General features: G+C 69.8%; 20 protein-coding genes. 10 read left to right on the top strand and 10 right to left on the bottom strand.

What is annotated here, in order from left to right; translation table 11 throughout:
- Positions 1 to 100 precede the first annotated feature (100 nt).
- A complete protein-coding gene (locus ACFVXE_RS23910) occupies positions 101 to 790 on the bottom strand; it encodes a DUF6215 domain-containing protein (protein ID WP_389673915.1) in 690 nt (229 codons plus the stop codon).
- 247 nt (positions 791 to 1,037) lie between these two features.
- Positions 1,038 to 1,775, bottom strand: coding sequence for an HAD family hydrolase (locus tag ACFVXE_RS23905; RefSeq protein WP_389673913.1), 738 nt, complete (start codon positions 1,773 to 1,775; stop codon positions 1,038 to 1,040).
- A 163-nt stretch (positions 1,776 to 1,938) separates the two neighbouring features.
- Between ACFVXE_RS23905 and ACFVXE_RS23900 the strand changes: the two genes are divergently transcribed.
- The 6 genes from ACFVXE_RS23900 (at position 1,939) to ACFVXE_RS23875 (ending at position 8,944) form a co-directional block, all read left to right on the top strand.
- Positions 1,939 to 2,838: a YihY/virulence factor BrkB family protein gene (locus ACFVXE_RS23900; protein ID WP_389673911.1), complete on the top strand. Its 900-nt coding sequence runs from the start codon at positions 1,939 to 1,941 to the stop codon at positions 2,836 to 2,838.
- 163 nt (positions 2,839 to 3,001) lie between these two features.
- Entirely contained in the window at positions 3,002 to 3,892 is an 891-nt protein-coding gene (locus ACFVXE_RS23895; protein ID WP_389673909.1) for an alkaline phosphatase family protein, read from the top strand.
- A gap of 1 nt (position 3,893) precedes the next feature.
- Positions 3,894 to 5,174 carry an MFS transporter gene (locus tag ACFVXE_RS23890; protein WP_389673907.1) on the top strand — a complete coding sequence of 427 codons (1,281 nt, stop codon included), beginning with the start codon at positions 3,894 to 3,896 and terminating at the stop codon, positions 5,172 to 5,174.
- Complete coding sequence (locus ACFVXE_RS23885) at positions 5,171 to 6,190, top strand: TolB family protein (protein ID WP_389673906.1); 1,020 nt, start codon at positions 5,171 to 5,173, stop codon at positions 6,188 to 6,190. Before ACFVXE_RS23890 ends, ACFVXE_RS23885 begins: the two co-directional genes overlap by 4 nt.
- A gap of 235 nt (positions 6,191 to 6,425) precedes the next feature.
- The gene (locus ACFVXE_RS23880; RefSeq protein ID WP_389673904.1) at positions 6,426 to 7,436 is read left to right on the top strand and encodes a bile acid:sodium symporter family protein; all 1,011 of its coding nucleotides are present in this window, start codon (positions 6,426 to 6,428) and stop codon (positions 7,434 to 7,436) included.
- Between the two features lie 341 nt (positions 7,437 to 7,777).
- Positions 7,778 to 8,944, top strand: coding sequence for an acyltransferase family protein (locus tag ACFVXE_RS23875; protein ID WP_389673902.1), 1,167 nt, complete (start codon positions 7,778 to 7,780; stop codon positions 8,942 to 8,944).
- A gap of 314 nt (positions 8,945 to 9,258) precedes the next feature.
- Here ACFVXE_RS23875 and ACFVXE_RS23870 read toward each other — a convergent pair whose 3' ends face one another.
- Genes ACFVXE_RS23870 through ACFVXE_RS23850 form a run of 5 tightly spaced genes read right to left on the bottom strand, consistent with a single transcriptional unit; the run spans position 9,259 to position 13,240 of the window.
- Entirely contained in the window at positions 9,259 to 10,617 is a 1,359-nt protein-coding gene (locus tag ACFVXE_RS23870; protein ID WP_389673900.1) for a cytochrome P450, read from the bottom strand.
- Between the two features lie 56 nt (positions 10,618 to 10,673).
- Positions 10,674 to 11,264: an ATP/GTP-binding protein gene (locus tag ACFVXE_RS23865; protein WP_389673899.1), complete on the bottom strand. Its 591-nt coding sequence runs from the start codon at positions 11,262 to 11,264 to the stop codon at positions 10,674 to 10,676.
- On the bottom strand, positions 11,239 to 11,613 hold the full coding sequence (locus ACFVXE_RS23860) for a DUF742 domain-containing protein (protein WP_389673898.1): 375 nt from the start codon (positions 11,611 to 11,613) through the stop codon (positions 11,239 to 11,241). The genes ACFVXE_RS23865 and ACFVXE_RS23860 overlap by 26 nt, the downstream gene beginning before the upstream one ends.
- Positions 11,610 to 12,011 (bottom strand): roadblock/LC7 domain-containing protein, encoded by a 402-nt coding sequence (locus ACFVXE_RS23855; RefSeq protein WP_389673897.1) that lies wholly within the window; start codon positions 12,009 to 12,011, stop codon positions 11,610 to 11,612. The genes ACFVXE_RS23860 and ACFVXE_RS23855 overlap by 4 nt, the downstream gene beginning before the upstream one ends.
- The gene (locus ACFVXE_RS23850) at positions 12,008 to 13,240 is read right to left on the bottom strand and encodes an ATP-binding protein (RefSeq protein ID WP_389673895.1); all 1,233 of its coding nucleotides are present in this window, start codon (positions 13,238 to 13,240) and stop codon (positions 12,008 to 12,010) included. The genes ACFVXE_RS23855 and ACFVXE_RS23850 overlap by 4 nt, the downstream gene beginning before the upstream one ends.
- Positions 13,241 to 14,249: 1,009 nt before the next feature.
- On the opposite strand from ACFVXE_RS23850, the gene ACFVXE_RS23845 reads away from it, so the two are divergent.
- From ACFVXE_RS23845 to ACFVXE_RS23835, 3 genes are all read left to right on the top strand, one after another.
- The gene (locus tag ACFVXE_RS23845) at positions 14,250 to 15,269 is read left to right on the top strand and encodes an alcohol dehydrogenase (RefSeq protein ID WP_389673893.1); all 1,020 of its coding nucleotides are present in this window, start codon (positions 14,250 to 14,252) and stop codon (positions 15,267 to 15,269) included.
- Positions 15,270 to 15,483: 214 nt separating this feature from the next.
- Complete coding sequence (locus tag ACFVXE_RS23840) at positions 15,484 to 15,639, top strand: hypothetical protein (RefSeq protein ID WP_389673892.1); 156 nt, start codon at positions 15,484 to 15,486, stop codon at positions 15,637 to 15,639.
- Between the two features lie 282 nt (positions 15,640 to 15,921).
- A complete protein-coding gene (locus ACFVXE_RS23835) occupies positions 15,922 to 16,146 on the top strand; it encodes a hypothetical protein (protein WP_389673890.1) in 225 nt (74 codons plus the stop codon).
- A gap of 1 nt (position 16,147) precedes the next feature.
- Here ACFVXE_RS23835 and ACFVXE_RS23830 read toward each other — a convergent pair whose 3' ends face one another.
- From ACFVXE_RS23830 to ACFVXE_RS23820, 3 genes are all read right to left on the bottom strand, one after another.
- Positions 16,148 to 16,414, bottom strand: coding sequence for a hypothetical protein (locus ACFVXE_RS23830; protein WP_389673888.1), 267 nt, complete (start codon positions 16,412 to 16,414; stop codon positions 16,148 to 16,150).
- 210 nt (positions 16,415 to 16,624) lie between these two features.
- On the bottom strand, positions 16,625 to 18,370 hold the full coding sequence (locus ACFVXE_RS23825) for an ABC transporter ATP-binding protein (protein WP_389673886.1): 1,746 nt from the start codon (positions 18,368 to 18,370) through the stop codon (positions 16,625 to 16,627).
- Positions 18,367 to 20,088 (bottom strand): ABC transporter ATP-binding protein, encoded by a 1,722-nt coding sequence (locus ACFVXE_RS23820; protein WP_389673884.1) that lies wholly within the window; start codon positions 20,086 to 20,088, stop codon positions 18,367 to 18,369. The genes ACFVXE_RS23825 and ACFVXE_RS23820 overlap by 4 nt, the downstream gene beginning before the upstream one ends.
- 692 nt (positions 20,089 to 20,780) lie before the next feature.
- Between ACFVXE_RS23820 and ACFVXE_RS23815 the strand changes: the two genes are divergently transcribed.
- Positions 20,781 to 21,461 carry a glycoside hydrolase family 11 protein gene (locus ACFVXE_RS23815; protein WP_389673882.1) on the top strand — a complete coding sequence of 227 codons (681 nt, stop codon included), beginning with the start codon at positions 20,781 to 20,783 and terminating at the stop codon, positions 21,459 to 21,461.
- The last annotated feature ends 170 nt before the right edge of the window (positions 21,462 to 21,631 follow it).

Genomic DNA, 21,631 nt, shown 5'->3' with positions numbered 1-21,631 from the left:
CCTCCGGCCGGTGTTCCTGCCGTACCCCCAGGACCTGACCGGGCCGTCACGTGCGGACGGTCGGTCCGATGGCGTCCACGCAACCGGAGCCGGAAGGCGGTCACTTCTCGGCAGTCCAGCCGGGCACCGTCGGCAGCACCGTCTCCGCGACGCCGAGCAACACCACGTCGTCCGGCACCACGCCGTCCGAGCGCCACAGGGTCACATCGTAGGAACCGCCGCCGTCCTTCGCGTCCTGGGCCACGGTGACGGTGCGGGCCGGGACGCCGGGACCGCTGCTGGAGTCACTCCCGTCGAGGCGGAAGCGGATGCTGATGGTGCGGTGCGAGTAGAAGACCGCCGGGCGGCCGAGAACCTTCCGCTGCTGCGCACTGTCGCCCAGAAGTGTGGCGGACCCGGCCACCGGAAGACGGTCGTAGGTGGCCGACAGCGTCACGGTGTAGGTCTCGAACTCGACCCGGGCGGACGGAGTCGGGATCTTCTTGCCGCCGGCCAGCTCGACCGAACCACCGCTGCCACCGGCGGTCTTCGCCTTCTGCTCGGGCGTGCCCAGCAGTTCAGCGAGGTCGGGACGGTTCAACGCCTCGCACAGTTGCGCCCCGGTGACGTGCCGGGACGCCCTCTCCGGCTCCCCTCCCGAGCACGTGGCGGGCGGCAGGTCACCGTGCGAGGTCGAGGTCTCCCCGAACGCCCACAGACCGACACCCAGTGCCCCCACCACCGCCACGGCCGCGACAGCCTGCCCCCACGCGCTCGCGCCCTTCATGGTCCCGTCGATTTCGCCTGCCATGTCCCCCGCCCGCCGTGATCCCCCGATACGTGCCCCGGGACCCTAACTCGTGATCATCGAACGGACAAGCGAGTTGACCTTCACCACGCCGCCGGTACCGGTCGGCGCGCGGACCTTGCCCGCCACCCTGTGGGCCCGTCGCCACCCCTCATGGGCCGGCGGACCGTGTCCGGTCCGACTCCATGCCTGCCGAGACGTTCCGGGTCGCGGTCGCATGCCCGCTCGTCGTCCGCGCGTGCCCCGCCGATCAGCCGGCGGAAGTCTCGCGGATCAGGGCAGGAAGTTCGCGAAGGGAAGTGATCTCGTGCGACGGCGGTCGCAGTCGGGGGTCGCGCGCCGCCTGCGAGCGATTCAGCCATATCGAGGCACCCAGGCCCGCGTTGAGCGCACCACCGACGTCGGTCACCAGGCTGTCGCCCACGTGACAGACCTCGGCCGCCCCGAGTCCCATGCGGTCGAGCGCGATGTCGAAGATCCTCCGGTCGGGCTTGGACACGGCCACTTCGCCCGAGATCACGGTGATGTCCAGGAATTCGTCCAGCCCGGTCGCGGTGATCTTGTCCCGCTGGGCGTCACCCGGACCGTTCGTGACCAGACCCAGTCGGCAGGAGACGTCACGCAGCGCATCCAGTGTCTCCACCACGTCGCCGAACAGGGTGTAACGCCGGCGCCGTTGACGCTTGTACACGTCGGTCGCGGATCCGGCGAGTCCGGCGTGCCCGCAGTCGTCGAGCGCCTGCCGCCAGATCTCCCTCCAGACCGCATCGGCGTCCGGGATCCGGCCGGGCGGGTGCTGCGCCCCCTCGCCGGCCGCGCGCATGTGGTCGAGGTAACGGCGGGTATAGGCATCGCAGAGCGAATCGGTGTCGAGATCGGAGGCCGATCGGCCCAGGACGTCGCACACGTCCCGAACCGTCGCCTTCCAGGCGGACATGTCGAAGTCGAGCAGGGTCGCGTCGAGGTCTAGCAGTACTGCCTGGATCATGCGCAGAGGATACGCAGCGACCGGGTCGACGACAGGAGTACGCCAAGTGATCGGAGGCAGGAGCAGGAGTGATAGCAAAGGACGTCCGCACCCCGGGGGATGCACCGCCTCTCCCGGCGCCGTCAAGGCGCGCCGTGCCTCACCCCGCCCCTCGGAGACCAGCGTGTCCAGCAAGACCACATCCACCGCCTCGCAACGCGTCCCGCGCCAGGGCTCGTCCTCGGGGCGCGCGGCCCACTACGGGGCCGCCCTTCGCCGTACCCCCGTCTCCCTGTGGAACGACGACCTCTCGGACTGGGCCGCCGCCCTGACGTACTACGCCATCCTCGCGCTGCTTCCCGCGCTGCTCGTCACGGTCGCCCTCATCGGGCTGGCCAACTCCCGGGCGACAGCCGCGCTGATCACCGACATCACCGCCTTCGCCCCCGCCGAGGCCGGTACCGCGCTGCGCGGCCCGCTGGAGGCCGCGACCCGGGAACGCGGCGCAGTGTGGCTGCTGGTCGCGACGGGGACCGTCAGCGCTGTCTGGTCCGCCTCCAGCTATCTGGCCGTGTTCCGCCGCGCCCTCCACACCCTGTACGACGTCCGCGACACGCGCCCCGCGCTGCGCAAGGCACACATCATCGTGACCACCGCGGTCGGACTGCTCCTGCTGCTGATGGCCAGCGCGTTCGCGTTGGTGCTGACCGGTCCGCCGGCCCGTTGGCTGGGGTACCGGATGGGCCTCGCGCACGCGAGTTCCACGGTATGGGCGCTGCTGAAGTGGCCCGTACTGACATTCCTCGTCGCCTGTCTGATCATGGTCCTGTTCCGGACCGGGCCGGCGGCGGCCAAGGGGCTGCGCCGCGGCTTGCCCGGCGGAGTGCTCGCCGCGTTCCTGTGGCTCGTCGCGTCGGCCGGTTTCACTCTCTACGCCACCTACATCGGTTCCTACAGCCGGCTGTACGGATCGCTCGCCGGGGTCGTCGTCTTCCTGATCTGGGTCTGGTTCACCAACCTCGCCCTGCTGGCCGGAGCACAGTTCAATGTCGAGCTGGCACGACCGGCGCAGGGGTCTCGGTGACAGCGTCGCCGCACCAGGACACCGGCAGCGGCCGGGCCCCACGGGCGCGGCGATCGTTCACCTGATCTTCATGTGCCTTCCGGCATGCGGTACAACGGATATCCGTTGGCGTGAGCATGCTCTTCTCGCACCGCTCCCCCATCACTTTCTCCGGAGGTTCCCCGTGCCCGGCAACTCCGCTCTCCGCCGCAGCCGCACCGCCCTGACCTGCGCCCTGGCCGTGGCCACCGCCGCCGTCATCGGCCTGTGGAACGGCGTCGGCGGCGCCTCGTCCGCACAGGCCGCGGCCAACGTGCCGACCCCCGACCACGTGGTCGTCGTCGTCTTCGAGAACCACGGCTACAGCCAGGTCATCGGCTCCTCCAGCGCCCCGTACATCAACTCGCTGAAGAGCGGCGGCGCCAACCTGAGCGCCTCCTACGCCGAGACGCACCCCAGTCAGCCCAACTACTTCGCCCTGTTCTCCGGCTCCACCCAGGGCATCACCAACGACAGTTGCTACACCGCCGGATTCTCCAGCCAGCCCAACCTCGCGTCCGAGCTGATCGGGGCGGGCAAGACCTGGGCGAGCTACAACGAGACGCTGCCCAGCCAGGGTTCGACCACGTGCAGCAGCGGCAACTACGCCCGCAAGCACAACCCGTGGTTCGGTTTCAGCAACGTCCCCACCTCGTCCGCGTACACCTTCCAGCAGTTCCCCACCGACTACACGAAGCTGCCGCAGGTCTCCTTCGTGGTCCCGAACCTGTGCAGCGACATGCACGACTGCTCGGTGTCGACCGGTGACACCTGGCTCAAGAACAACCTCAGCGCCTACGCGACCTGGGCAAAGACCCACAACAGCCTTCTCGTCGTCACCTTCGACGAGGACAACCAGCTCAGCAGCAACCGCATCCCCACGGTCCTCTACGGCCAGCAGGTGACCCCGGGCTCCTCGTCCTCCACCACCTACAACCACTACGACCTGCTGCGCACGCTCGAGGACATGCACGGCCTCGGTCACGCGGGCAACGCGGCGTCCGCCAAGGACATCACCGGAGTCTGGGCGTCCTGACATGTACGTAGCGGACAGCCGCGCCGCCCGCGCGGGTTCCGCCGAGCTCGCCGCCGGTCCGGGCACTCCCCCGGCCCGGCGGCGCGTCGCGGTCGCCCCCACGGTGCTGGCGCTCGGCACGGTCAGTCTGATCACCGACGTGTCGTCGGAGATGGTGACGGCGGTCCTGCCGCTCTACCTGGTGGCGGGGCTCGGCCTCAGCCCCCTCGGTTTCGGTCTTCTGGACGGTGTCTACAACGGATTCTCGGCCCTGGTGCGGCTGGTCGGCGGCCATTTCGCGGACCGGGGAGGCGGGCGCCACAAGCCCGTCGCGGTTATCGGCTACGGCCTCTCGGCGCTCTGCAAACCCCTCCTCCTCGTCGCTCACACCCTCACGCCCATCGGGCTCGTCCTCGCGGCCGACCGCACCGGCAAGGGCCTACGCACCGCGCCGCGCGACGCACTGATCTCCCTGTCGTCGTCACCGGAATCCCGCGGCAGGGCCTTCGGTGTGCACCGCGCGATGGACACCGCGGGCGCCCTGCTCGGTCCGCTCGCCGCCTTTCTGATCCTGCGCGCCACGGTCGACGGTTACGACGCCGTGTTCACGGTGAGCTTCTGTGTCGCCGTGGCCGGAGTGCTGGTGCTGGTCCTGTTCGTGCCGGGCGGTGCCGCCGCACGCCGTACCGAGGAGACGGTCCCTCACCCCCGCCCCACGCTCCGGGCAGCCCTCGCCCTGCTGCAGCGGCGCAGCATCCGGCGCGTCTGCGTCTGCGCCCTGCTGCTCGGACTCGCGACCGTCAGCGACTCGTTCGTCTACCTGTTGCTCCAGCGCCGCCTCGGCGTACCCGACCGCTGGTTCGCGCTGCTGCCGATCGGGACAGCCGCCGCGTTCCTGCTGCTCGCCATGCCCCTGGGACGGCTCGCCGACCGGGTGGGCCCCTGGCGGGTGTTCCTCGCCGGGCACGTGGCGCTGCTCGCCGTGTACGGACTGCTGCTCTCGTCCTGGCACGGCGCGGCGCTCCCGTACGCCGTGCTCGTGCTGCACGGCTCGTTCTACGCCGCGACGGACGGCGTCCTGATGGCGGCGGCGTCGGAGAGCGTGCCCGAAGAGCTGCGCTCGTCCGGGCTCGCCCTGGTGCAGACCGGACAGGCCGTCGCCCGGTTCGTCTGCTCGTCGGCCTTCGGCGCCGCGTGGACGGTGTGGGGCGATCGCACGGCGCTGCTGGCGTCGGCGGCCGCACTCGCCGTGTGCGCCGTGTTCTCGTTCCGGCTCGGCCCGACCACAAGGGTTTCCGTATGACGTCACTGCGTACCAAACTGCTGGTCCTGGTCTGCGCGGTCGCCGTGCTCGCGGCGGTCGCCACGGCCTCCGTGCTGCACGCCGCGGCACGCTCGGACCGGCGTGACGTGGCGAGGCCGGGCGGCCCCGCGGTCGCCGCGGGTCGGGTCACGCTCACCGACAAGCGGCGGATCGCATTCCGGAACATGGCATGGGGGCCGCACCGTGACGAGCTGACCACGGTCGCGGCGGACTCGCCCACCGGCGCCCGCACGGCATCCGGCATCAAGTGCCTGCGTTTCTACGCGGCTTCGGGGACCGGCGTCTGTCTCCAGACCGTGCACGGTGCCGTACAGGACAGCTACCGGGCCACGATCCTCGACGCGCACCTGAGGGAGCGGGCACACTACGCGGTCCCCGGCATCCCCTCCCGCGCCAGGGTCTCCCCCAGCGGGCGGCTGGCGGCCTGGACGGTATTCGTGGGCGGCGACAGCTACGCGGGCACGAACTTCTCCACCCGCGCGGCGATCCTCGACACCCGCACGGGCAAGCTCACCCCGACACTGGAGGGCTTCGCGATACGCATGGACGGCCACCGCTACCGCTCCGCGGACGTCAACTTCTGGGGCATCACCTTCGCGGCCGACGACCGGCACTTCTACGCGACGCTCGCCACGAAGGGCCGGACGTATCTGGTACGCGGCGACCTGCGCACCCGCACCCTCACCACGCTCCGGACGAACGTGGAGTGTCCCTCCCTCTCCCCGGACGGCTCCCGCATCGCCTACAAGAGACGGGACGAGGGCCTGCCCGCCGACGCCCCGTGGCGGCTGCACGTCCTGGACCTGCGCACGCTCGAGGACCATCCCCTGGCCGAGACCCGCAGCGTGGACGATCAGGTGGTCTGGCAGAACGACACCACCCTCACGTACGCGCTCCCGGGCGACTACGGCGCCGACCTCTACACCGTGTCGGCCGACGGCGGCGGCGCCCCGCGCCGACTGCTGACGGCCGCGGTCTCCCCGGCCTACCTGTGAGGAGACGAGCGGCCGGCGGACGTCATGAGGGAGGTCCGGCCGCTCCGGGGGGTACGGCGACCGGCGCGGTCAACTTCCGGGCCGGCCGGAGGAGTAGCAGACGGCAGCGCCGCACCCCGACCGGTGTCGACGGCACCCGCCGCTACGACGGCCGGCCCGGACACATCCTGGACATTGCGTCCACATATCGAGACGCGGTTGCGGAGGGGCGGGCTCGCGGCGTCTCATCGCGCTCGTGCAAACCGAACAGATAACCCCTGATCAAACGGCCTCCGGCGACAAGGCGGCGAAGCGGGCCGTCACCGTTTTCCCCGTCCTCGTACTCGTGGCGGGCGCAGCCGGCCTCGTCACCCCCGGAACGTTCGCGGGCTGGGCGAGCTCGGTTCCCTACCTGCTGGGAACCGTCATGTTCTGCATGGGGCTGACGATGACCCCGCTCGACTTCAAGGGTGTGGCGAAGCGTCCGTGGGCCGTCGCGATCGGCCTGGTCGCGCACTACGTGATCATGCCCGGGCTCGGCTGGCTCATCGCCCATCTGCTCGGACTGCCGCCGCAGCTGGCGGCCGGTGTGATCCTGGTCGGCTGCGCGCCGAGCGGCACGGCGTCGAATGTGGTGACCTTCCTCGCCCGCGGAGACGTGGCACTGTCGGTCTCCGTCGCCACCGTCTCCACCGTGCTCGCCCCCCTGGTGACGCCTCCGCTCACGCTGCTGCTGGCCGGGGCGTACCTGCCGGTGGACGCCGGTTCGATGATGACGGACATCCTCAAGACGGTGCTGCTCCCGGTGCTCGGCGGCCTGGTGGTGCGGCTGGTCGCGGGCAAGCTCGTCGACCGCGTGCTGGGCGTGATGCCCTGGCTGTCGTCGCTGGCGGTCGCCGCGATCGTCACCGCTGTCGTGTCGGCCAGCGCCGGCACGATCAAGGCGGCCGCCGTCAGCGTGCTGATCGCCGTGGTGCTGCACAACGGCTGCGGTCTGGCTCTCGGCTACGCCGCGGGCAAGGTCTCCGGACTCGGCCGGCCCGCGAGCCGTGCCATGGCCTTCGAGGTCGGGATGCAGAACTCGGGCCTTGCCGCCTCGCTGGCGGCCGCTCACTTCAGCCCGCTGGCCGCCCTGCCGGCCGCGGTGTTCTCCGTTTGGCACAACATCTCGGGCGCTGTGGTCGCCGCCTGGATGTCCCGGTCGCGGCGCGGTCGGCCGGCGTCCGCGGACCCCGGCCACGCCCCGGCCGCGGTCGAGACGGTCTGACCGGTACGCCCTGAACGACCCCGGGGCGGATCCGAGGGGTCGTGGCGGCGCCGTCGTCGGCCGGTTCCGGCCGCGAGCGGTCCGGCAAGGCGCCCGGCCGGGAGACCCCGGCCGGGCGCCTTGCGTGTCCGGCCGTCGGATGCGGCTCCGGGATCCGCCGGCCGAGCACGCCCTCCGGAACGTGCCGGGCACGGGGCACGGGAACCACCGTGCCCCGGGCCCGGGTTTTCCGACGCCGACAGCACATGCCGGGCTTCGCGTTCCCCTGCTGGACACCTTCGGTTCGCCCATGCCCCGTTGAGTGGCGACAACCGACTTGCGGGATCAGACAGGGGCACGGCATGCAGCAGTTGGAGGGGCGAGGGGGCGTACGGCGGATGCCGCAGCCCGCGGCATCCGAGGTGGACCGTGGGCCGGAGACGGTGGCCGGACCGGAGGTGGTGGCGGCACCCCGGCGTGCGACCAGGCTCTTCGTGATCGATGGTCTGCGCCTGGTGGCCGCCCTCCTGGTGGCCGCGCACCACTACATCGGCACGGCTCGCGTCGACGCTCCGGGCAACACGGTCTGGGGTCGGCCGACGGGAGAGATCTTCCCGCATCTGGTCCCGGTCGCCGCCTACGGCTGGATCGGCGTCGAGTTCTTCTTCGTCATCAGCGGATTCGTCATCTGCATGTCCTCCTGGGGCCGTCGGCCCGGGGAGTTCTTCGTCTCACGGGTGATACGCCTCTACCCGGCGTACTGGTTCGCGGTACTCCTCACCACGGTGGTGCTGTCGGCCGCCCCCGCTGTCTTCCACGCGCTGAAGCCCACTCAGGTGATCCTCAACCTGTCGATGCTCCAGCAGGGCGTGGGAGTACCGCATGTGGACGGCGTGTACTGGACGCTCTGGTCCGAGCTCCGCTTCTACCTGATCTTCCTGATCGTGGTGGCCACCGGTCTGACCTACCGCAAGGTGGTCGTCTTCTGTTGCGTGTGGGGCGCGGTCTCAGCTTTCGCGGCGAAGTCCGGGGTCCCGCTGCTCATCACGCTCGCCGATCCCGACTCCGCGTGGTTCTTCATCGCCGGCCTCGCCCTGTATCTGATGCATCGCTTCGGCTCGGATCTGCTCCTGTGGGGGATCCTCGGACTGTCCTGGGTCATGTCGCAGCACGAGCTGCTCAGCAGGGTCCGATTCGAGCGAGTGTCGACCTGGACCGGCTCGCTGGTTCTCTACACGGTGTTCCTGTTCGTCATGGCATGCATATCGCTCGGTCTGACGGACCGGATCCGCTGGAAGTGGCTGACCACGGCCGGCTCCTTGACCTACCCGTTCTACCTGGTGCATTACGCGGTCGGGGTCACCGCGATCCATTATCTGCACTCCAGGGTGGACGCCCGGCTGCTGCTCGTCGGCCTGTTCGTCGGCGGTCTGGCCCTGAGCTGGTCGATCCACCGCTTCGTGGAGCGGCCTCTGGCGGGATTCCTGAAGCGGGGTCTGTCGCGGGCATTCTCCCGCTGGGCGCCTTGACCCGGACCTGACGGACCGGGCTTGGAGGTGGAGCCCAACTCGTCGCTGAGTTGACTCCTCCGTCCGAACCACCTACGGGCTGGCTGGGACGCGTGACTCACACTCCGCGGTCCACACGGCTTCGCCCTTGTGGTCGATGTTGCGGGATGCCGTGTCGTCCGCGCGCGGCCTGCCGGTCCCGCCGGGCAATGTCCGGCCTGTGGCCGGCTCCTGCACGGCAGGACCCGGCCGCAGGCTTGGTGCCCGATGACGTCCCATGTCCGACGACGCTCACCGGGCACCTCAGGCCCTGGCGGAACCTTTACAGCCTGCCCTCAGACACGGAACAGGTCGAGGAAGGTGCTCCACATGGTCTTCTTCGCCTGCGGCTTCGCCGGGGCAGTCGCCTGAACGGACGGCCTGGACGGCTCGGCCACCGCCGGGCGCCGCACGTCGTGGGCGAGGGCCGCTGCGGCGATTCGGGTGGGCGCGGTGGGGCTGAACGTCACCGGCATGGACACCAGGGCCCGGTGGAACATGCCCGGGCGCCACTGAAGACTGCTCTCGTGGACCGCAAGTGTCACGTCGGGCAGCGAGTTGAGGATTCTCTCGATCGCCGTGACGGCGATGAGCCGGGCCGGGGATTTGGCCGGGCAGGCATGAGTGCCCGCACCCCACGCCAGGTGGGCGCCCATGCTCCGGGATTGGCGGGCGTCGGCGAGGCTGGGGTCGCTGTTGGCGGCAGCGAAGCTGATGACGAGCGGGGTGTTGGCCTTGACCACGACCCCGCCGAGATCGACGTCCTGGAGCGGGAAGTGAGTGGCGTAGTTGGCGATGGGCGGGTTGTTCCACAGGACGTTGTCGAGGGCGTCGTCGATGAGCATGCTGGCCCCCTTCGCCGATTCCTCCTTGGAGAACAGCAGGAGCAGGGCGTTGCCGATGAGGTTGCGCTCGGGCTCGATGCCCGCGCCCATCAACATGACGAGCTGGTCCTTGAGTTCCTCGTCACGCAGCCCGGCCGGGTGCTGGATGAGCCAGGACGTCACGTCGTCGCCGGGCTCACGCCGCTTGAGCGACACCAGTTCCATGAGACACGCGTTGAGTTCCTCGTTGGCGCGCAGCGCGTCCTCGCCTTCGAAGAGCGCGGCCATCGACCGGGTGAGCCGGTCGCCGATGCCGGCCGGGCATCCGAAGAGCTTGTTGAACAGCAGCAGCGGGAGCAGCTTGGCGTATTCGTTCAGGAGGTCCGCGGTGCCGCGTTCGCAGAACTGGTTGACGAGGTAGTCGGCGATCTGCTCGACATCCCGCACGAGTCGGGTCGGGTTCAGCCGGTCGAGGCTCTCGGTCACGGCCTTGCGCAGCCTGAGGTGCTCGGTACCGTCCGTGAACAGGCAGTTGGGGCGGTAGACCATCATGGGGAGCACAGGGCTGTCGGGGGCTATTCGGCCCTTGTTGAGGGCGTCCCAGTGGCGGGAGTCCCGGGCGAAGACCGTGGGGCTCTGCAACACCCGCAGCGCTGTTTCGTGCGCGGTGACCAGCATGGCGTCCACACCGGGAGCGATTTCGACGGGCGCGGCCGGACCATGGTTCCGCAGCTGGTCGTAAATCCCGTAGGGGTCGGCAGCGAAGTCCTGCCCGTGCATGGGGCATCTTGTCGGCACGCCTGGTGTGGCGGCCGCTTGCTGAAAGTCCATGAGTCGGTCCTTTGAGTGCCCGGGGGCGGCCCGGGTGATGGGGGACGGGTTGCGGTTCAGGCAGCGCGGATCAGAAGGTGCCGGACGAGTGCGATCAGGGCCTCGGCGGATGACGCCTCGTCCCGGGCGTCGCAGTACACGACGGGGGTGTCGGGGAGCAGGTCCAGCGCCTCGCGGATCTCACGCTCCGGATACTGGCCCTGCGGGCCGAAGCTGTTGACCGCGATGGCGAACTCCAGGCCGTGCTTCTCGACGAGGTCGATGACGGGGAACGTCTCGGCGAGCCGGGACGGGTCCACCAGGAGCAGCGCGCCGAGCGCGCCGTGCGTCATGTCCTCCCACACCTGAGTGAATCGGTGCTGGCCCGGAGTGCCGAAGAGGTAGAGCACGAGCTCGTCGCTCAGGGTGAGGCGACCGAAGTCCAGGGCGACGGTGGTCGTCTCCTTGTCCGGTGCGCCCCGCAGATCGTCGTGGTCGACGGACGCCTGCGTCATCTTCTCTTCGGTGCGCAGCGGGGGAATCTCCGAGAGCGTGCCGATGAACGTCGTCTTGCCCACGGCGAAGTGCCCGACAACAAGGATCTTGGCGGCGGTGGTCACCGCATTCGACACGTAAACGTTGTCAGGCGAAGCGCCTTTGGAGTCCATGCAACACCTCTTCGAGGATTGTTCTGTCGACGGCCTGGGCAGGTGGTGGCGCGGCACGGCGCAGTAGATGACCTTGCTCGAACAGGTCGGTCACCAGGAGTCTCGCGACGCCTACGGGCAGGCCGAGGTGACCGGCCACCTCGGCCACGGAGAGGTAACCTCCCGCGCAGAGCTCCCAGATGGCGCGCACCTCGGGGCTGGCCTGAGGGGGCAGTTCCCGGTCGGGGGCCAGTACGACCAGGGTGAGCAGTGACATCTCATCGGCGGACGGCAGTCGCCGGCCGCCGGTGATGACGTAAGAACGGACAAAGTCGCTGGTTACCGGGTTTTCCTCGCCGGAGGGGGTCACTCGGCACCGGTGTTCTCACGCGGTGGTGCGGTCATCGCCTTGCCCAGGGCGGTCACCTGCTGCTGCATGCGGAAGCTCATGGCTTCCATGTCGACATCGGGGGCTGCGGCAGCAGCCATGTAGGCGCCGCTGCCCGCGGCGATCAGGAATATCCAGCCGTGCTCGTACTCCAGCAGCGTCTGCCTCCACTTGCCGTTCCCGGGACCTCCCGTGAAGGGGGCGATAGCACGGCTCAGGGACTGCATCGAGCTCACCGCGGCGGCATAGGTCTCCGCGGAGTCACGCGGGATATCGGTGGAACGTTCCAGGAGCAGGCCGTCGGCCGAGACAAGTATCGCGTGCCGGGCACCGTTCACCTGCAGCACGTCGTTCAGCACCCATGACAGATCGGGATTCACTGGTTCTGAGATCCTTCCGTGTTCGTTTCCCGCCCTGACTGCGTTCCGCGCTGGAACGCCCCGATGGCCCCGATACGTGAGGCCGTCACCTCGCTGCTGAATGCCACCGGCTCCGGCTCCGACTCGGGCTGCGAACGGACCACCTCCACCGGCCTGCGGCGCCGCTTGGGCAGGCCGCCCGCTGTGGTCCCGATCGGTCCCAGGGGCTCCGGCAGGGCCGTCGGCTCCGGCCGCGGCACCGAGGGCACGGCGTCGGCGTCGGCGTCGGCGTCGGCGTCGCCCATGTTCTCCTCCGTATTGGTCCTGCCTGCAGGCTCGGGCACGTCCGTGGTGAGCAGGTTCTCCGGAAGGAGAATCACGGCGCGTACACCGCCGTACGGGGAGACGGAGTCGACGGAGACCTTGAAGCCGTACCGGGCGGCGAGCAGGCCGGCGACAGCGAACCCGAACCTGGGCGGGTTGCCGAGGCTGGTGATGTCGACCGGTGCCTGCGGCGACAGCATCGCGGCCGCGCGGTCCTTCTCCTCCTGGCTCATTCCGAGGCCGTAGTCGTCCACGATCAGGCAGACGCCGGCCGGGACGGCCTGAATGCTGACCTCGACGGGGGTGTCGGGACGGGAGGAGTTCGTGGCGTTGGCCAGCAGTTCCGCCAGCACGACCGCGACCGGTTCGACAACCCGGGAGACGACCGAGAAAGTGACCTGGGTATGGATGTGGACCCGGTCGAAGTGCCGGATACGACCTTGGGCGCTGCGTGCCACGTCGTACACCGAGGCGATGCCCTCGCGCCGCCCCAGCCAGCCGCCGCACAGCACCGCGATGCCCTGTGCACGACGACTGAACTGGGAGTTGGTGTGGTCGACCAGCATCAGGTCGGCCAGGACGTCCGAGTTGTCGCCGTGCTTCCCCTGCATCTGGGCGATGAAGCGCTGCTGGTCGTCGGCGAGTACCTGCAGCGTCAGCATGGCCGCCTTGAGGACCGCCTTGGTCTCCTCCGCCGCATCCTGGCGTACCTCAGCCAGCTCGGTGGCATGTCGGTTGCGCAGACCGATGTCCTCGGCAGCGAGGCGATGACGCTCCTGCTCCGCGGCTTCGAGACCGCTTTCGAGGGCGGCCCTCTTTTTACGGAGCGCCATGTTGGTTCTCCGTGCGCGTAGCACGACAAGAGTGCCGGCGACCAGCACAACTAGTGTGATCCACAAAAGTGGATCATTGATCAATGACGTCATGAGACTCTTTTCAAGTCGCATCACGACGACAGCAGTTGCCCATCCGACGACCCAGTCACGGACCGGTGGACCAACAACTGCTCCTTCGCGATGGGGCCCCGGAGACTGACCCCTCCGATGCGCGTATGACGCGCCGTCAGCCTACTGGATTTAATGATCATTTTAGCAGTACTGGAGGGTACCAATCCCCTTACTCAAACCCATACTTGGGGAGGCCTCATGCGGGGCTTGCGGCGGGATTCGGACAACCCGGTCCGGGCGAGCGAGACGTGCCGCCCGGGCTCCGGAGGGCGACACCCCGCCGGACGGTACGGGTCGTTCGCACAGCTCAAGTGAAGTCGGCCCCGGGGCTGCGATCAAGCCGCTCCGACTCGCCCTCCGACGACCGGGCGGAGAGTTCGGCGACACCGACCATCCCGCCGCCGGGAGCCTCCTGCCGTACCAGTGCACCCACGGGTGACCGCGGCACCACGGCATTCGCCTGTGTCCCGCACCAACCGGCTGGGACAAACCTCCGGATACAGACTTCATCATCCTTCCGCTCCGACCGCCTCTCCTCCCTCCGCTCCGTCCCCCTCGACCCCGGGGGAGCATCGGCCGGAGTCCGGGGCACGGAAGGCCTGCGAGACCACCACGCGGTCGACTGAATAGTGCATGACAATTCCTCGCCGCGCCGCAGCGATCGCCCCGGGCAAGCACAGGCCGCCGCCCGCGGCAGCGGGCAGCGGGCAGCGGGCAGCGGGCAGCGGGCAGCGGGCAGCGGGGAATGCGGCGGGCGGAGCCACGCCCCGAACCCGCAACGACACACCCAATTCGTTCCGGAATTCTTCGTTCGCCCGGCTTGCGAGGCTGTTCAGTGAATCGGGAATATACTGAAAAAACAGCCTCTTCATCGGATATGGCTATCGGGCATTGCGCTCCCCGCGGCGGCCGTACGGACTCTGCCTTTTCATCAGAACCCGGCTGTTCTCACGTCCCCTCCCCCTTTGCTCTACAAACGGAGAGATCCATGAACACCATGCGTGTCGCCCAGGTAAACACCGCGGGTGGGAAGTTCGAAATCGTCGAGCGGGAACTCCCCCAGCCCGGACCCGGCCATGTCCGAATCGCCGTCGAGGCGTCAGGCATCTGTCACACGGATTCGGCGTTCGTCAACGCCGGCCTGCCCGGCGTGCAGTTCCCGCTGGTCACCGGCCACGAGGTCGCCGGACGCATCGACGCCCTCGGAGAAGAGGTGACCGGATGGCAGGTCGGCGACCGCGTCGAGGTCGGCTGGTTCGGGGGCAACTGCGGCCACTGTCTGCCCTGCCGTGAAGGTGACTTCATCAACTGTCAGAACCTTCAGGTACCCGGCTGGGCCTACCCCGGTGGTTACGCTGACGCCATGGTGGCCCCGGTCACCGCACTCTCCCGCATTCCTGACGGGTTGTCGGCCGTGGACGCCGCGCCGCTCGGCTGCGCCGGTGTCACCACGTACAACGCCCTGCGGCGCAGCCCCGCCCGCCCCGGTGACCTCGTCGCCGTCCTCGGTGTGGGCGGCCTGGGGCATCTGGGTGTCCAGTACGCCAGCCGGTTCGGCTTCGACACCGTCGCGATCGCCCGCGGTGGTGAGAAGGAGGCACTGGCACGAGAGCTCGGCGCCCGGCACTACATCGACAGCAGCGCCACCGACGTCGCCGAGGCGCTCCAGGCGCTGGGGGGCGCCCGTGTCGTACTCGCGACGGCAGCCAACGCCGACGCGATGACGGCCACCTTTGACGGCCTGCGCCACCGTGGGCAGCTGATCGCGCTCGGCGTCATCCCGGACCCGCTGCACATCAGCCCGCTGCAGCTGATCACGGGAAGCCGCTCCGTCCAGGGCCACCCGTCGGGCACGGCCCAGGACGTCCAGGACACCATGACCTTCAGCGCGCAGGCCGGAGTGAGGCCGATGGTGGAGACGGCGCCCCTGGAGGAGGTCAACGACGCCTACCAGCGGATGCTCAGTGGCGCGGCCCGTTTCCGTATGGTCCTCACCACCGGCAACTGACCGGGGGCCGCCACCGGCCGCGCGGAGCGGATCGACGTGGCTCCCTCCGCGCCCCGGCAGGGGGGCTGCGCATGGTGTCTTCGTCTCCCCGGCCCGGTGACGGACGGAAGGTCCGCGCTCCCGCGACGCCGGCGCCACGAGTGCCGCACGCGGCAGCACCCTCCGCGGCGTTACGCTCGTTCTGTGGGCATACATTCCGATCGTGGAGGTAGCCATGCGCCTGAACGACGAGTACCCCACTCCGTCGCAGGCAGAGGGCGAGCGGCTGGAAGAGGACATGAACCCGGCTGAGGAGCGGCATCCCGCCACCACGCGCACCCAGCCGTCGCAGGCCGAAGGGGAGCGGCGGACGGAGGACGACGATCGCTGACCCTGAGCGGCGCGGACACCGGAGCTGTCGTCGGAGGTGGCGGAAGGAAGGCACCGGACGGATACCGAATCCGGCCGGAGGTGGAGTGTGCCTGTCGTCGGTCGGCGCGGGCACACTTTTCCTCGAGGAGCCAGGACGAGATCCGGTCAGCTGTGAGGGCCGGGCCGGCGTCGGCATGTCAGGGAAAGCGGTCCGCCCCCTCGGTCCTCCCGCCGGCCTGTGTGCCACGCATCCGGACCAGCCGGAGGCGCGCCGTACGGCAGCACGCGCCACCCTGGAATCATGGCGACTTCACCGATCATCGTTCACGCCCCCACGCCATCCGGTGCCAGGCTCGTGACGGTGCACATCAACGGCCGCGAGGAACAGCTCGGGCTGGCGCACAACGACGGCGACCTCATCACGTTCCTCGGCGACGCCGGCATGGCGGATCCGAAGCGGGCCCTCGACACCCCCGCCCTGGTGGAATGGCAAGGCGCCGCCGCCCATCACTACGACGCCCCCTGACTCAGCGGGCGTCCCCCCGCCAGTCCCACTTCGACGGATCGGCCGTCCGCGGCCCGTACTCCGATCTGCCTCCGGGACCGTGCATGCCTATCTCGGTGACCAGCGCGGCTCCGTCGGCGAGTGCCTGCTGCGACCAGCCCGTCACGTCGAGCAGCAGTCCGTCGAGCGGACCACCCACCAGCTCGCGGTAGTCATGGCCCGGCCGGGGGCCCGTGTCCGGGTCGTCGTGGTCGGCGCCGTACACCCGCCGCCGCATCAGCTCGTCCATGGCGACAGGATGGCACCGGCCACTGACAACCGACGTACGGCCTGCGGGCTCACCCGGTGATCGCAATTGGCCGCGGCCGGCAGCGGGATCGTTTCGCACCGCCCTGCCGACGCGCAGCCGATGGCCGGAGGTCGGCCGCCGCTGTCGTCCGCGGCGGCGGTGGCGGATGCTCTCCGGACCTCTCGGTGCGCTGCGGATCCCGGACAGCGGTCAGTCGCCGTGCCAGGAACGCCAGAGTGCCGCATACCCGCCGCCGGCCTCGACCAGTGCGTCGTGTGTCCCGAGTTCGGAGAGGGAACCGGCCTCCATGACGGCGATGCGGTCCGCGTCGTGGGCCGTCTGCAGGCGGTGGGCGATGGCTATGACGGTGCGGCCCTGGAGGGCCGCGGCAAGGGCGCGCTCGGTGAGGCGCGCCGCTGCCGGATCCAGCAGGGCGGTCGCCTCGTCGAGGATCACGGTGTGCGGGTCGGCAAGGATCACCCGGGCGAGGGAGAGCTGCTGCGCGTGCGGCTCGTCCAGCCGATGAGCCGCATCACCGAGATCGGTGTCCAGACCGTGCGGCAGGCCGTCGATCCAGCCGGCGTGCACCGCCGCGAGCGCGGCACGAAGCTGGAGGTCCGTCGCGGACGGGCGTGCGATGAGGAGATTGTTCCGCAGCGTGTCGCGGAAGACATGGTGCTCCTGGGTGATCAGGACAATCTGGCGGCGCATCCGGTCCGGAGGGAGGTCGGCGACAGGCACCCCGCCGACCGAGACGTGGCCACCGCCCGGCCGGTCGACACCCGCCAGAAGCCGGCCGAAGGTCGACTTCCCCGCACCGGACGGACCGACGACGGCCAGCCTCTCCCCGGGCTGCACTTCGAGATCAATGCCGTGCAGGACGTCGCCGAGGTGCCGGTAGGCGTACGTGACACGGACGGCCTCGATACGGTCGTCGGCCGGTTCGGCCGGTGTCGGGGTCCCGGCCTCGGGAACGGTGGCCAGGCCCTCCACGCGTGCGTACGACGCCATGCTGCTCTGCAGTTGTTCGATCCAGAGCAGGATGGTGTCGAGCGGCCCGATCAGCTGGCGCAGATAGAAGGCGGCCGCGACCACCTCGCCGAGGTCGGCCGCGCCGTGCTCGTAGAGGGTGCCCCCGACCAGCAGCACGCCGACGACCGGGAATGTGTACGACAGGTCCACGGCCGGGAAGAGCACCGATCGCAGCCACAACGTATGCAGCCTGGCCGCCCGGACCCTGGAGATCGCGGCCTCGGCGACGTCCAGCCGCTGCTGCTGGAGCCGCAGCGCCTCCACCGTGCGAGCACCGGCGGCGGTCGCGGTCAGGACCTCCGCGAGTTCGGAGTTGGCCGCCCCCTCGGCGAGATAGCCGGTGCGCGCCCGGTGCAGATACCAGCGCAGGGCGATCAGGACGACCGCCAGGCAGGACAGTCCGCAGGCGCCCAGCAGCGGATCGAGGACGAGTACCGCTCCGATGATGAACACCGCCTGCGTCGCGGCGACGAACACCTCCGGGGCGGCGGCGCGCAGAGCGGTGGCCACGGCGTCCACGTCCGAGGTGCCGCGCACGGCCAGATCGCCGGTGGGCGTGTGCTCGACGACGGCCGGGGGCAGGGCGAGCGTACGGGTCAGGAACCGCTCGCGGATACGGGCCGCGGCACGCTCGCCGAACCGGGCAGCCAGCAGGAGCGCGTAGCGCGACAGTACGGTCTGGACCAGGATGGCGGCGACGATGACGAGCGCCAGCCGGTCCACGGTTCCGACGGTCGCCGGGCCGGTGGATGCCTTGACGGTGTTCACGATGGTGCCCAGCAGCCAGGGGCCGACCAGTCCGGCGGCCGCGGCGAGCGCGTTGAGCGCGAGTACTCCCGCGAACGGGCCTTTCTCGACAGTGACTTCGCCGTATGCTGCGCGGCGGATGCGTGTGGTGTCGGCGACGGGGAGCGGCGTGGTCATCGGGATGCCACCTCTTCCTCTCCGGCGCCCCGGGAGACCAGAGCGCGGTAGTCGGGCCTGGCGCGCAGGAGTTCCTGATGGTTGCCGGTCGCCCCGACCCGGCCCCCCACGAGATAGACGACCGTGTCCGCCTGCTCCAGGACGAGCGGCGAGGTGGTGGTCACCACGGTGGTCAGACCGGTGCGGGCCGCGCGCAGCCCGGCGGCCATGGCGGCCTCGGTGTGAGCGTCGACCGCGGAGGTGGGTTCCACCGCGAGGAGGACCTCGGGCCGGGCGTACAGGGCCCGGGCCAGCCGGAGTCGCTGGCGCTGGCCGCCCGACAGGTTGCCGCCCTGCGCGGTGACCGCCGATTCCAGTCCGTCGGGCATCGCCCGGACGACGTCGGAGGCGGCAACGCTGTCGATCGCGGCCAGGACCGCGTCGTCGTCGCCCGCCCGCCGTCCGGCGACGGTCTCCCGTACGGTCGCGCTGAAGAGGTCCGCGTCGTTGTCGGCGACCACGATGCGCTCCCGTAGGCGGGCGAGCGCGATCGCGTCGACGCGTATGCCGCCCCACTCGACGTCCGAGGGGGCGAAGCGGCCGAGCCGTTCCACGACGGCAGGGGCGTCGGACGGCCGGTCGGCGATCAACGCGGTCAGTTCGCCGGGCCGTACATGGACGCCGGAGGCGGGGTCGTGCAGAACGGCAGGCCCCGGCGGGGCGTCCAGCACGGCCCCGTCGTCGAGGTGATGGGGACGCAGGCGCAGGAAGGTGGTCACTCGCTGCGCCGCGACCACGGCGCGGGCGATGTCGGAGCCGCCCTCGATGAAGAAGGAGACCGGCACGACGAGCATGGCCGTGTAGCCGTACACGGCGACGAGGTCACCGATGGTGATCGTGCCCTCGGCCGCCATCCGTGCGGTGAGCCAGGTGACCAGGGCGAGGAACAGTGCGGGCAGGCCGGTGGCCAGGGCGCCGACCCAGCTGGTCACGGCGCCCACCCGGTACCCCTGGTCGCGCAGGTCCCGGGACCGTCGCCCGTAGCGGGACGCGTAGACGTCCTTGCCACCGAGACCGTTGAGGACCCGCAGCCCCTTCACCACGTCGACCAGCAGAGCGGTCAACGCCCCCTGTTGTTCCCGGTAACGGGATCCCACCCCGTGGAGCCGCCGCTGCAGCGGCCCGACCGTGACGGCGAGCAGCGGTACTCCGGCCAGCACCACCACGGCCGGCAGTGGCGAGATCGACAGCAGAAGGGCCGCCACCACGAGGTAGGCGACGACAGCACCCACGCCGGGCCCGGTGGAGGTCAAGGACCGGGCGATCACCTGCACATCTCCCATGCCGATGGTGACGATGTCACCCGCCGAGGCCTGGCTCCGCAGTCCGGCACCCAGGACGGTGGCGTGCCGTACGGTGGCTCGCACGGTGCGGAACGAGGCGTCCATGCGCACCTTCGTCATCGTTCGGTGCCGGGCGATCCCCAGGACCGCGTTCACCGCTCCCATGGCCAGCAGGGCCGCGGTCCAGCCGAGAAGCGCGGAGCCGTCCCGCGCCCGCAACCCGTCGTCGATCGCGCGGGACAGCAAGTAGGGCGGCACGGCCAGGCCGGTCGTCCACAGGGTGCCCAGCGTGGCCCCGGCGGCGATCCGCCGACGCTGGCTGGTCACCAGCCACCACAGGAACCGCATGGGGCTCCGGATGTCCTTCGGGGCAGGTGGACGGAGTGTGTCGGCCATGTCCGCACCGTAGCCACCGGTGGGAGGGCACCGGCAGCCGGGGGCCGGACGCTGTCGGCGCGACGGCGCAGAGTCTCAGCCGGCAGGTCGTGGGACTGTCCGGTCCATCATCTGAACCGATGCGTGGACAAGGGGAATTCGAGCCGATTTCCTGGGCGGCGATTTCAAGGGCGCCATGACCGCACCGGGGAGCCCCCGGCAACTCGGCGACCTGCTCCCTGCGTTGCCGGCCGGACCGGGCCGCCGTCCCGTCGCTCCCCCGCCACAACCGGGCCGTACACGCTCCGAAAGCCATTCGAAACTTTCGAGATTAGTAACCCGGGCCCTACCCGTGGAACCCGAAGTTCCGTCGATGTTCCGCGAATTCGATCGACCAACCATAGCTACTGACCAGGGAAAATGTGTTCCTGAGAGTTCTCTGACGGGAGAACAGCTTTCGGAATTCTTGCGGAAACTGTTGACATCCCGATGGCGCCGGACCAACCTATCGCCGTCGACGGACCTCAACCGCCGTCGATCCGGGTCACCCGCACGGCCCGGCCTGCCGATCGCCTGCCGCACGCCGGCAGGCCGACACCAACGGCGTTCCATGACGCCGACGCACGTCGGCGTCATCCTGGCCACCAACAGGGCCGCCGGTTCCTATCACGCTGTCCGGCACTCGCCGGCCTTCACGAGGAGGAAGCATGAACATGGACAACCCCCCTGCCCAGCCCCTCAGTCGCAGAGGTTTCATCGGCCGTGCCGGCGCCTTGGCGCTGGCCACGTCCGGCTTGATGCTGCCCGGCACCGCCCATGCCGCCACCACCATCACCACGAATCAGACCGGCACCAACAACGGCTACTACTACTCGTTCTGGACCGACGGCGGCGGTTCGGTGTCCATGAACCTGGGGTCCGGCGGCAACTACAGCACGTCCTGGAGCAACGTCGGAAACTTCGTCTGCGGCAAGGGCTGGAGCAACGGCGGGCGCCGGACGGTGAACTACTCGGGCAGCTTCAACCCGTCCGGCAACGCCTACTTGTCGCTCTACGGGTGGGCGTCGAACCCGCTCGTGGAGTACTACATCGTGGACAACTGGGGCACGTACCGTCCCACGGGAACGTACAAGGGCACCGTCACCAGCGACGGCGGTACGTACGACGTGTACCAGACGACGCGCACCAACGCCCCCTCCGTCGAAGGCACCAAGACCTTCAATCAGTACTGGAGCGTCCGGCAGTCGAAGAGGACGGGTGGGAGCATCACCACAGGCAACCACTTCGACGCATGGGCCCGTTACGGAATGCCCATGGGCAGCTTCAGTTACTACATGATCATGGCGACCGAGGGATACCAGAGCAGCGGGAACTCCAACATCACGGTGAGCTGACGACCGGGGTGTGACGATCCGGACCGGCCTCACCCCGACCTGGCCGACGACTCCTTCGCACACCCGGAACACCGCACCTGTGGCGGGGGGGGGCGGGGCCCGCCCCCCCCCCGGGGGGGTTGAACACCCTCCCCCCCCGGGCCGCCGGCCTCGACGTCGCCCTCCTGGAC

This window comes from Streptomyces sp. NPDC058231, assembly GCF_042882275.1.
GTDB lineage: Bacteria > Actinomycetota > Actinomycetes > Streptomycetales > Streptomycetaceae > Streptomyces.
The sequence above is the reverse complement of the archived record's forward strand: the minus strand, read 5'-3'. Positions and strand labels throughout refer to the sequence as shown.